Raw genomic sequence first — 12,499 nt, 5'->3', positions numbered from 1 at the left:
TTGTCGCTTTATGAAGCGCTTAACGACGCGCTTGGCGCGATTATAATGGTTTACTTTTTATAAGGGGTGAAGAATCAGCATGTTCAAACCTGTACAAGTAGGGAAAAGGACTCGATACACATATGCTAAGATTAACGAGGTCTTGAAAATGCCTCATTTGTTGGATTTACAGAATAAATCCTACGAATGGTTCCTCGAAAAGGGACTTAAAGATATCTTCAAAGACATTTCTCCTATCGAAGATGCATCGGGCAACCTGTCTTTATCCTTTGAGGGTTTTAAATTAGGGGAACCGAAGTACGACATTCGTGAATGTAAGGAATGCGATACGACGTATGCCGCACCGCTCCGAGTCCAGATCCGTCTTGTCAACCACGAAACAGGTGAAATTAAGGACCAGGAAGTATTCATGGGTGACTTCCCTCTGATTACTGATACAGGCACGTTCATTATCAATGGGGCAGAACGCGTTATCGTCAGTCAGCTCGTTCGTTCTCCCGGTGTGTACTACGGTCGTGAAATTGACCCGATGGGCATCCGCCTTTACAATTCGACGGTCATTCCGAACCGCGGCGCCTGGATCGAACTCGAAACCGATGCTAACGATATTATCTATGCCCGCATTGACCGCAACCGTAAGATTCCGGTTACGGTTCTCATCCGTGCCCTGGGCTGGGCGTCCAATTCGGATATCCTCGACCTCTTTTTCGACGACAAACGCCTGAAGGCTACTTTTGAAAAAGATACGACGGAAAATCAGGACGAAGCCTTAATTGAAATCTATAAAAAACTTCGCCCCGGTGAACCGCCGACTGTTGAAAGCGCCCGCAACCTCTTTGAAGGGTTGTTCTTCGATCCGCGTCGGTACGATATGGCCCGCGTCGGCCGTTATAAAGCCGGCAAGAAACTCGGTTGGGAACGCCGCCTCTTCGGCCTGACCCTTCACGAACCGATCGTCAATCCGGAAACGGGGGAAATCATCGTCGATGCTCATACGGAAATCGGCTCGGCAGAAGTTGAAAAAATCCGCGAAAGCGGTGTATTCCACCGTGAAATCGCAGCCGATGCCCCCCTCGGTGACGGCGGCGGTTTAGTAGAAGCTTTCGTTGAAAAGCAGGATGGCTCTGTCTATAAGGTCATCTGCAATAACAGCGATCTGCCTTATGATCACCGGACGATTACCCGCGAAGACATCATCGCTCACATCGGCTACCTCCTCAATTTGATGGATGGTTTTGGCACTGTCGATGATATCGACCATTTGGGCAACCGTCGTCTGCGCTGCGTCGGCGAACTCCTTCAGAACCAGTTCCGTATCGGCCTTACCCGTATGGAACGTGTCGTCCGCGAACGCATGACGATTCAGGATGCCGAAAGCATTACGCCGCAGGTCCTGATCAACATCCGTCCTGTCGTAGCCGCCATTAAAGAATTCTTCGGTTCCAGCCAGCTGTCCCAGTTCATGGACCAGACCAATCCCTTGGCTGAAATTACACATAAACGCCGTCTGAGCGCCCTTGGTCCCGGCGGTTTGTCCCGTGAACGCGCAGGCTTTGAAGTCCGCGACGTCCACCATTCGCACTATGGCCGCATGTGCCCGGTAGAAACGCCGGAAGGTCCGAACATCGGCCTCATTTCTTCCCTGGCTTGCTTCGGTCAGGTCAATGAATTCGGTTTCATTGAAGCTCCGTACCGCCGCGTCGACAAAGAAACGGGCGTCGTAACGGAAAAGGTTTACTATATTACGGCTGATGAAGAAGAACAGTACGTCATTGCCCAGGCCAACGAACCCCTTACCGAAGACGGCCATTTCGTCAACGAACGCGTTGCCTGCCGTCACGGTGAAGATACTCGTGAATTCCGGGCTGACCGCGTCGACTTCATGGACGTATCGCCGAAGGAAGTCGTATCTGTCGGTACTTCTATGATCCCCTTCCTCGAAAACGACGATGCTAACCGTGCCCTCATGGGTGCGAACATGCAGCGTCAGGCTGTTCCTCTCCTCCGTACCCAGGCTCCGCTCGTCGGGACCGGGATGGAATACAAGGCAGCCTGTGACTCCGGGGTCTGCGTCCTGGCAAAACACAGCGGCGTCGTATCCCACGTTACCGGTGATACCATCGAAGTCCGTACTGATTCCGGCTCAATCGATACGTATAAACTGATTAAATTTGTTCGTTCCAACCAGAGTACCTGCATCAACCAGCGTCCTTTGGTTTACAAAAACGAAGTCGTTACTGAAGGTCAGGTCCTGGCCGACGGCATGGCAACTGATGGCGGTGAATTAGCCCTTGGCTATAACATCCTCGTAGCCTACATGCCTTGGGAAGGTTACAACTACGAAGACGCCGTTCTCCTCAGTGAAGAATTGCCGAAGAACGACCTCTATACTTCTATCCATATTGAAGAATATGAATGCGATGCCCGCGATACGAAACTCGGCTCTGAAGAAATCACTCGTGAAATCCCCAATGTCAGCGAAGAAAGCACGAAGAACCTCGATGAAAACGGGATTATCATGATCGGCGCCGACGTATTCCCCGGCGACGTCCTGGTCGGTAAAGTTACGCCGAAAGGCGAAACGGAACTGACTCCGGAAGAACGTCTCCTGCGCGCTATTTTCGGCGACAAGGAACGTGAAGTCCGTGATACGTCCCTGCGCGTTCCCCACGGGGAATCGGGCAAGGTTGTCAACGTCCGCGTATTCTCCCGTGAAAACAACGACGAACTGCCGCCCGGCGTAACCCGTTTGGTTCGTGTCTACATCGCTCAGAAACGTAAGATCCACGAAGGCGATAAGATGTCCGGTCGTCACGGGAACAAAGGTGTCGTCTCCCGCGTCATGCGCCAGGAAGACATGCCGTTCCTGCCTGATGGCACGCCGGTCCAGATCGTCCTGAACCCCTTGGGCGTACCGTCTCGTATGAATATCGGTCAGATTTTGGAAACTCACCTTGGCTGGGCTGTCCATGAATTGGGCAAGCAGATCAAGGAAATGGATCCGGGTCTGGAAGAAAGACTGCGTGCTGCCGGTTATGACTTTGATAAGTACGGCATGCCGAAACCGGATGTTGCCGGGATTCATATTGCCACACCGGTCTTTGACGGCGCTCAGGCTGAAGACGTATTTAATGCACTCGAAATCGCAGGTCTCCCCAGTGACGGCAAGTCCGTCCTCTATGACGGCCGTACGGGCGAACCGATGGATCGCCGCGTCACTGTCGGCTATACATACTTCCTGAAACTGCATCACCTCGTCGACGACAAGATCCATGCTCGTTCGACAGGCCCGTACTCCTTGGTTACGCAGCAGCCTCTCGGCGGTAAAGCCCAGTTCGGCGGTCAGCGTTTCGGGGAAATGGAAGTTTGGGCTCTGGAAGCTTACGGCGCAGCCTATACCCTCCAGGAAATGCTTACGGTTAAATCTGACGATGTCGTCGGCCGTGTCAAGGCTTACGAAAAGATCGTCAAAGGCGAAAACATTCCGGAACCGGGTGTGCCGGAATCGTTCAAGGTACTCCTCAAGGAACTCCAGGCTATCGGCCTCGATGTCCAGATTCTCAATGAAGACGGCGATGAAGTCGTCATCAAGGAACTTGACGAAGACGATGAAACAGAACCGGAAAAGAACGACGAACTCCGTCGCGTCATGGAAGGTGAAAATGGCCCGGAAACTCCGGCAGTACCTGCTGAAGGCAGTGATGAAAACGGCGAAGATGACGATCAGGAACCCGTTTCCAACGGCGACGAAGATGACGTCATGAGCGAAATGAGCCTCGATGCCGTTGCCGAAGCAGAACAGGCTGACGATGATGATACTACTGACGATGATGAATAACGAGTCGATAGAAGGGAGCGGTATTAGTGCTTGATGTGAATGAATTCGATTCCATGCGGATTGGCCTTGCTTCGCCCGAAAAGATTCTCGAATGGTCTCATGGGGAAGTCAAGAAACCAGAAACGATCAACTACCGTACATTAAAACCGGAACGGGATGGGTTGTTCTGCGAACGCATTTTTGGGCCTACGAAGGACTGGGAATGCCACTGCGGTAAATATAAACGTATCCGGTATAAAGGTGTCGTCTGCGATCGCTGCGGCGTCGAAGTCACGCGCGCCAAAGTCCGTCGTGAACGGATGGGCCATATTAAACTGGCTACACCTGTTTCTCATATTTGGTATTTTAAAGGCATTCCCAGCCGGATGGGCTTGATTCTCGATATCTCGCCCCGTTCGCTGGAAAAAGTCTTATACTTTGCTTCGTACATTGTCCTCGATCCGGGCGATACGTCTCTCCAGAAGCAGCAGCTGATGACGGAAACGGAATATCGCCAGTATCTCGACTTGTACGGCGATAAATTCCGCGTCGGCATGGGTGCCGCTGCGATTAAAGAGCTCCTCCAGGGGCTCGACCTCGACCAGCTCGATAAAGAGCTGCGCGATGAACTCCGCGACTCTTCGGGCCAGCGCCGCGTCCGCGCGATCCGCCGCCTGGAAGTCGTCGAAGCCTTCCGTCATTCCGGCAATAAACCGGAATGGATGGTCATGGACGTCATTCCGGTCATTCCGCCGGAACTGCGCCCCATGGTCCAGCTTGACGGCGGCCGTTTTGCAACGTCTGACCTGAACGACCTCTATCGCCGGGTCATCAACCGAAACAACCGCTTGAGCCGCCTCCTTGAATTGGGTGCGCCGGACATCATCGTCCGCAATGAAAAACGCATGCTTCAGGAAGCCGTCGATGCCCTCATCGACAATGGCCGTCGCGGCCGCCCCGTTACGGGCCCCGGCAATCGTCCCCTTAAATCTCTTTCGGATATGCTGAAAGGGAAGCAGGGCCGTTTCCGTCAGAACTTGCTCGGGAAACGTGTCGACTATTCCGGCCGTTCGGTTATCGTTGTCGGCCCGGAAATGAAGATGCACCAGTGCGGTCTTCCGAAGGAAATGGCACTGGAACTCTTCAAGCCCTTCGTCATGAAGAAGCTCGTCGAAAAAGAAATTGCCACCAACATTAAAAACGCCAAGAAAAAAGTCGAACGCGTCAGCAATGAAGTCTGGGACGTCCTCGAAGACGTCATCAAGGAACATCCGGTCCTCTTGAACCGTGCCCCGACACTTCACCGTTTGGGCATCCAGGCCTTTGAACCGGTCCTTTGGGAAGGTCGGGCCATTAAGCTTCATCCGCTGGTCTGCACGGCCTTCAACGCCGACTTCGACGGTGACCAGATGGCCTGCCATCTGCCGCTGTCGGTAGAAGCCCAGTCCGAAGCTCGGACGCTCATGTTGTCGTCGCACAACATCCTGGCTCCGAAAGACGGCGAGCCGGTTGCTGTTCCTACACAGGACATGGTTCTCGGTGCCTACTACCTGACCTTGGTTAAACCGTCTGCGAAAGGCGAAGGCAAGATCTTCTCCAATTACGATGAAGTCATGCTTGCTTACGATGCCAAAGTCATCGACATTGAAGCCTTGATCAAAGTCCGCATCCCGGGCCACGGCCTCATTGAAACGACGGCAGGCAAACTCTTGTACAACTACCAGATCTACGAACCGCTGCGCCTCTTCCATACGGATAAGGTTATGGTCTTCGATAATCCTCAGGATGTCGTATTTGCCTATGAAAACGGCGTTATCGACTGGACGCACTTCATCAAAGTGAAAGATGCCGACGGTCATATCCTGGACTATGGTTTCTCCCAGTTGAAAGAAGCTTTTGGTGTCGACCTTATGGCCGTTCGCCCGCTTCCGAAACATAAAATCGATAAAGATGCCGTCGCTGCTTTCAAAGAAGGTAAAGAATATGTCGACGTCGACTGCCTCGGCGTCCTCATGAGCAAGAAGGAAATCGGCAAACTCGTCGATGCCTGCTTCCACCTCTTTGGCAACACCAAGACGGCAGAACTTCTTGATAATATTAAGGCTATCGGCTACCACTACGCTCGTCAGGCCGGTATGTCCATCGCCATTTCCGACATTCAGATTCCGGAAGAAAAATGGGATATCCTCGGCGCTGCTGACAAACAGGTACAGAACGTATCCAAGATGTATCAGCGCGGTCTCATTACGGAAGATGAACGGTATCGCAAAACCTGTGCTATTTGGGAAAAAGCGACCGATGATGTTACGGAAGTCATGATGGATAACATGGATCCCTTCAACTCGATCTTCATGATGGCTGACTCCGGTGCCCGTGGTAATAAACAGCAGATTCGCCAGGTTGCCGGCATGCGTGGCCTGATGGCTGACCCGTCGGGTCGTATCATCGACTTGCCGATCAAGGCAAACTTCCGTGAAGGCCTGTCCGTACTGGACTACTTCACCTCGTCTCACGGTGCCCGTAAAGGGTTGGCGGATACGGCTCTTCGTACGGCTGACTCGGGTTATCTGACCCGCCGTCTGGTCGACGTCTCCCAGGATGTCATCGTCCGCGAAGACGACTGCGACGTATTCGGCATCGATCTCGTCCGCGAACGGGCCCGCTTGGCAAGCTCCTGCCGCCAGGCTGTCAACCTCCTTCGCGATAAGCTCATCGGCCGCGTCCTGGCTCGTGAAGCCGTGGATCCGGAAACGGGTGAAGCCGTATTTGAAGCAGAACACCTCTTGACCAACGATGACATGGATACGATCATTGAACATCAGGTTCCGAAACTCTATCTCCGCGGCAGCCAGATGGATATCAACGATGACCTCAATCATACCAACGTCATCGAAACGGTTTCCCTCGGCGCACCGGAAGAAGGTTTCCGGGCAGCTATCCGCAAATCCATGGCGGAAAACATGCTTGGCAAGACCATCGAAGAAGCCGTCATCGACTCCAATGGCATTGAAATCTGCGCGAAGGGCACGCCCCTTACGGAAGATGCCATCGATCGCATCCTGAACAGTGATGTCAAAGAAGTCAAAGCCCGCAACAACGATATCCGCGGCGTAGAAGTCACGGCCATCGTCGAAGGCAACGGCGTCATCGAACCGCTTGAAGAACGGATCGAAGGCCGTACGGCTGCTGAAACCCTGGTCAACCCGGAAACGGGTGCCGTCATCGTAGCCCTCAATGAGGAAATCATGGCCGACCAGGCGAAAGAAATTGCTAAATATTACGATACCGTCCGGATCCGCAGCGTCCTTACCTGCCATAGCCGTTACGGTGTCTGCGCTAAGTGCTATGGCCGCGACCTCGGTACCGGCGGCAAGGTCAATGTCGGCGAATCGGTCGGCACTATTGCAGCTCAGTCCATCGGGGAACCGGGTACACAGCTGACGATGCGTACCTTCCATACGGGCGGCGTCGCATCGGCCGGCGATATTACCCAGGGTCTTCCTCGTGTCGAAGAACTGTTCGAAGCTCGTAAGCCGAAGGGCAACGCTATCGTCACGGAAATCAGCGGTACCGTATCGATTACGGAAAAAGAAGACCATCACGACATCAACATCGTTCACGTCCTCTCGAAAGACGGCGAAGAACGGAGTTACACCATTCCCTTCGGTTCGCATCTCGTCGTGCATGAAGGCGATGTCATCGAAAAGGGCAGCCGTATTACGGCCGGCTCTATCAACCCCCACGATATCCTGCGTATCCAGGGCGTCGAAGCAACACAGCGCTACCTGGTATACGAAGTACAGAAGGTATACAAATCACAAGGTGTTGGTATCAACGATAAGCACATCGAAGTCATCGTTCGCCAGATGCTGCGCAAGATGAAGATTGAAGAAGCCGGAGATGCAGATGTATTGCCGGGCGATTATATCGACGTCAATATCTTTGAAGATATGAATAAGCGCATTGCCAACAACGGCGGCAAGACCGCTATCGGCAAACCGATGCTGCTGGGGATTACCAAGGCCGCCCTGGCAACGGATTCCTTCCTGTCGGCTGCTTCCTTCCAGGAAACGACTCGTGTCCTGACCGATGCGGCTATTAAAGGTAAGGTCGATCCGCTCTTAGGCCTTAAAGAAAACGTCATTATCGGTAAACTCATCCCGGCAGGGACCGGCATGAGCCGTTACCGTAAAGTAAAAGTAGTAAAGACCGTTCCGTCCATCAGCTATGAAGACGAAGACGGCAATCCCGTAGATGCCCCTGAAAGTGTTGTTGAAGCACCGGAAGCCGGCCACTAAGGTTGAAAGGGAGCCCTCGCAAGAGGGCTTCTTTTTTATTTTTAAAGAGCAGACTGATTTTGGCGTATCGGAAGTTTATCCGAAATGATATGAATCACATGGGCGCGTGTAATAAAAGATGTACTGGTTACGCAGTTTTTACCAAAAAACTCATTGACAGATAATTATCGTGATGATAAAATATCTAAGTGTCGCAATGCGTGCATTGCGCCTAATTTGCAAGACGTAAGGAGTGAGGTTTCGTGAGCTTAGATGTAGCTGCCGGTGTCCGCAAAACTGTCGGAGCCAAGCAAACCTTGAAGGCAATGAAACGAAACGAAGTCACACAGTTGTTCATCGCCAAGGACTGTGATGAACAAGTCGTAGCCCCGCTTATTGCAGCATCTGAAGGGGCTGACATTCCTGTCGACCGCACCTATACCATGGCAGAGCTGGGAGTGGCCTGCCATATTAAAGTAAAAGCAGCGGCCGTAGGCTTGTTGAAATAACTTTTGGTAATATCATCTTATGAGCTCTGCTCGTTGATGATTACATTATAAATCTAATTGTTTGGAGAGGAGGTGCCCATATGCCAACAATCAGCCAATTAGTTCGTAAAGGACGTCAGGTTGCTTTAACCAAATCGAATGCGCCGGCTTTGAAAAACAGCCCGCAGAAACGTGGTGTCTGCACTCGTGTATACACTGCTACGCCGAAGAAACCTAACTCGGCTCTGCGTAAAGTTGCCCGTGTTCGCTTGACGAACTCTATCGAAGTAACAGCTTATATTCCTGGCATTGGTCACAATTTACAGGAACACAGTGTTGTATTAATCAGAGGCGGTCGTGTCAAAGACCTTCCTGGTGTACGTTATCATATCGTCCGCGGTGCTTTGGATACAGCTGGCGTTGCAGATCGTCAGCAGTCCCGTTCGAAATACGGCGCAAAAAAAGGTAAATAAGATTTACCATTAAGATGAAACAGATGACATACACAATATAGAGGAGGAATTAGACATGCCAAGAAAAGGCCCCGTTGCGAAGCGTGATGTGCTGCCGGATCCGGTGTACCATTCCAAATTGGTAACGCGCTTCATCAACAAAGTTATGTTGGACGGCAAAAAAGGTGTCGCTGAAACCATCGTTTATGATGCTTTCGACATCATCCGTTCGAAAATGAATAAAGATCCTTTGGAAGTATTTGAACAGGCTCTCAACAACGTTATGCCTGTCCTGGAAGTCCGTGCTCGTCGTGTCGGCGGTGCTAACTACCAGGTTCCTGTTGAAGTACGTGCAGACCGTCGCTTGTCCCTCGGCATCCGCTGGACTGTCAGCTATGCCCGTCAGCGCGGCGAACGTACGATGAAAGAAAAGCTCGCTGGCGAATTGATGGACGCTTTCAACAACACAGGCGCTGCTATCAAGAAAAAGGAAGATACTCATAAAATGGCAGAAGCTAACAAAGCTTTCGCTCATTATCGTTGGTAATTTACGATATTTATTATTTTTTGAGGAGTGGAAAAAACCGTGCCAAGAGAATTTTCTTTGGAAAAAACGAGAAATATTGGCATCATGGCTCACATCGATGCTGGTAAAACCACGACAACCGAACGTATTCTGTTCTATACCGGCCGAGTTCATAAAATCGGTGAAGTTCATGACGGCGCTGCTACCATGGACTGGATGGCTCAGGAACAGGAACGCGGCATTACGATCACGTCTGCTGCTACGACAGCCCATTGGAAAGACCACCGCATCAACATCATCGATACCCCGGGGCACGTTGACTTCACGGTTGAAGTTGAACGCTCCCTGCGCGTACTCGACGGCGCTGTTGCTGTCTTCTCCGCTAAAGGCGGCGTAGAACCGCAGTCGGAAACGGTATGGCGTCAGGCTGAACATTACCATGTTCCCCGTATCGCATTCGTCAATAAGATGGATACGACCGGTGCTGACTTCCTGAACGTTGTCGAAATGATGAAAGACCGTCTTCAGGCCAATGCCGTCGCTATTCAGCTCCCGATCGGTGCTGAATCGACGTTCAGCGGTATTATCGACCTCATTACCATGAAAGCTGAAATCTATGATGATGCTCTCGGTAAAGAAATCGAAGTCGTTGACATCCCGGAAGACGAATTAGAAGAAGCTAAAAAGTATCATGATATCATGGTAGAAGCTGTTTGCGATACCGATGAAGAACTCATGATGAAATACCTCGAAGGGGAAGAAATCTCCATCGACGAATTAAAAACAGCTATCCGTAAGGGCGTCTGCACGAATAAAATCTTCCCGGTCCTCTGCGGTTCTGCTTACAAGAACAAAGGGATTCAGATGCTCCTCGACGCCGTCGTCGACTACATGCCGTCGCCGCTGGATATTCCGGCTGTTAAAGGCACCAACCCCGACACGGACGAAGAAGAAACCCGTGCTGTTGATGACAAGGCTCCTTTGTCTGCCTTGGCCTTCAAGATCATGGCTGACCCCTTCGTTGGCAAGATGGCCTTCTTCCGAGTTTATTCCGGTACCCTCCAAGCCGGTACCTACGTCTACAACTCGACGAAAGGCAAAAAAGAACGTGTCGGCCGTATCCTCCGTATGCACGCTAACCACCGTGAAGAAGTTCAAGAAGCTTATACCGGTGATATCGGCGGCATCGTAGGCTTAAAAGATACGACGACAGGCGATACGCTCTGCGATGAAAAGAATCCGATCATCCTCGAAAAGATGGAATTCCCCGATCCGGTTATTTCCGTTGCTGTTGAACCGAAGACGAAAGCTGACCAGGAAAAAATGGGCATTGCCCTGGCTCGTCTGGCCGAAGAAGATCCAACCTTCAAAGTCAAGACCGATGCTGAAACGGGTCAGACCATCATCTCCGGTATGGGCGAACTCCATTTGGATATCATCGTCGACCGTATGTCCCGCGAATTCAAGGTAGACTGCAACGTCGGTAAACCGCAGGTTGCTTACCGTGAAACGATTCGCAAAGAAATCAAATCCCGCGGCTTCTTCAAACGTCAGTCCGGCGGCCGTGGTCAGTATGGTGACTGCTGGCTCGAACTCATTCCGCAGGAACAGGGCAAAGGCTACGAATTTGAAAACAAAGTCGTTGGCGGTGCTATTCCTAAGGAATATATCGGTTCTGTTGAAGCTGGTGTTAAAGAAGCTATGGAAACAGGCGTTTTGGCAGGCTTCCCGATGGTTGACATCAAAGTTGCCGTATATGACGGCTCTTACCATGAAGTCGACTCCTCGGAAATGGCCTTCAAGATTGCAGGTTCTATGGGCTTTAAAGAAGGCGCCCGCAAAGCCGATCCGGTTCTCCTCGAACCGTACACGAAAGTCGAAGTTGTCGTTCCTGAAGAATACATGGGCGACGTCATCGGCGACCTCAACTCCCGCCGTGGTCGTGTCGAAGGTATGGAAATGCGCTCCGGTGCAGAACATATCAACGCCTTCGTACCGCTGGCAGAAATGTTTGGCTATGCAACGGATTTGCGTTCCCGTACGCAGGGCCGTGGCGTTTATACGATGACCTTTGACCACTACGAAGAAGTTCCTAAGAACGTAGCTGAAAAAGTCATCAGTGAAAAAGGCTAATCGCCTAATATAATTTACTCACACTGGAGGAACAACAAATGGCTAAAGAACATTTTGAAAGAACCAAACCGCATGTCAACATTGGCACGATCGGTCACGTCGACCACGGCAAAACGACATTGACGGCAGCTATCACCAAAGTTTTGGCTGATAAAGGCTACGCTAAATTCGAAGACTATGCCGATATCGACAAGGCTCCGGAAGAACGTGAACGCGGTATTACAATCAACACCGCACACGTTGAATATGAAACGGACAACCGTCACTATGCACACGTTGACTGCCCGGGCCATGCTGACTATGTCAAGAACATGATCACCGGTGCTGCTCAGATGGACGGCGCTATCCTCGTCGTATCCGCTGCTGACGGCCCGATGCCGCAGACTCGTGAACACATCCTCTTGGCTCGCCAGGTTGGTGTACCGGCTATCGTTGTATACCTCAACAAAGCTGACCAGGTTGACGATCCGGAACTGTTGGAACTCGTTGAAATGGAAGTTCGCGATCTCCTCAGCTCCTATGATTTCCCCGGCGACGATGTACCTATCGTTGTAGGTTCCGCTCTCAAAGCCCTCGAAGGCGACGACAGCGAAATCGGCACGCCGTCCATCCTCAAATTGATGGATGCCGTTGACGAATACATCCCGACCCCGCAGCGTCCGACGGACCAGCCGTTCTTGATGCCGGTCGAAGACGTCTTCACCATCACCGGCCGCGGCACTGTTGCTACGGGCCGTGTTGAACGTGGCGAATTGAAAGTCGGCGACGCCGTTGAAATCGTTGGTCTTGCTGACCAGCCGAAAGAC

At 51.7% G+C, this 12,499-nt stretch carries 7 protein-coding genes; all 7 read left to right on the top strand.

Features of this window, described 5'->3' with window-relative positions; genetic code table 11:
• Positions 1–79 precede the first annotated feature (79 nt).
• Positions 80–3,838 carry a DNA-directed RNA polymerase subunit beta gene (gene rpoB, locus TX77_RS11260; RefSeq protein ID WP_044505181.1) on the top strand — a complete coding sequence of 1,253 codons (3,759 nt, stop codon included), beginning with the start codon at positions 80–82 and terminating at the stop codon, positions 3,836–3,838.
• Positions 3,839–3,864: 26 nt separating this feature from the next.
• Positions 3,865–8,115 carry a DNA-directed RNA polymerase subunit beta' gene (gene rpoC, locus TX77_RS11255; RefSeq protein ID WP_044505180.1) on the top strand — a complete coding sequence of 1,417 codons (4,251 nt, stop codon included), beginning with the start codon at positions 3,865–3,867 and terminating at the stop codon, positions 8,113–8,115.
• Between the two features lie 242 nt (positions 8,116–8,357).
• Positions 8,358–8,603, top strand: coding sequence for a ribosomal L7Ae/L30e/S12e/Gadd45 family protein (locus TX77_RS11250; RefSeq protein WP_044505179.1), 246 nt, complete (start codon positions 8,358–8,360; stop codon positions 8,601–8,603).
• Positions 8,604–8,683: 80 nt separating this feature from the next.
• A complete protein-coding gene (rpsL, locus tag TX77_RS11245; RefSeq protein WP_044505178.1) occupies positions 8,684–9,055 on the top strand; it encodes a 30S ribosomal protein S12 in 372 nt (123 codons plus the stop codon).
• Positions 9,056–9,110: 55 nt separating this feature from the next.
• Positions 9,111–9,581, top strand: coding sequence for a 30S ribosomal protein S7 (gene rpsG / locus TX77_RS11240; RefSeq protein ID WP_044505177.1), 471 nt, complete (start codon positions 9,111–9,113; stop codon positions 9,579–9,581).
• Positions 9,582–9,620: 39 nt separating this feature from the next.
• A complete protein-coding gene (gene fusA, locus TX77_RS11235; protein WP_044505176.1) occupies positions 9,621–11,693 on the top strand; it encodes an elongation factor G in 2,073 nt (690 codons plus the stop codon).
• Between the two features lie 38 nt (positions 11,694–11,731).
• Positions 11,732–12,499, top strand: a 768-nt coding sequence (locus tag TX77_RS11230; RefSeq protein WP_044505231.1) for an elongation factor Tu, incomplete at its 3' end; no start/stop codon positions are given.

It is taken from the genome of Megasphaera massiliensis (assembly GCF_000455225.1).
Taxonomy (GTDB): domain Bacteria; phylum Bacillota; class Negativicutes; order Veillonellales; family Megasphaeraceae; genus Megasphaera; species Megasphaera massiliensis.
The sequence above is the reverse complement of the archived record's forward strand: the minus strand, read 5'-3'. Positions and strand labels throughout refer to the sequence as shown.

Excerpts from the sequence above, each read along its gene's own strand:
- rpoB (WP_044505181.1), top strand. The coding sequence starts at position 80 with ATGTTCAAACCTGTACAAGTAGGGAAAAGGACTCGATACACATATGCT.
- rpsG (WP_044505177.1), top strand. The coding sequence starts at position 9,111 with ATGCCAAGAAAAGGCCCCGTTGCGAAGCGTGATGTGCTGCCGGATCCG.
- rpsL (WP_044505178.1), top strand. The coding sequence starts at position 8,684 with ATGCCAACAATCAGCCAATTAGTTCGTAAAGGACGTCAGGTTGCTTTA.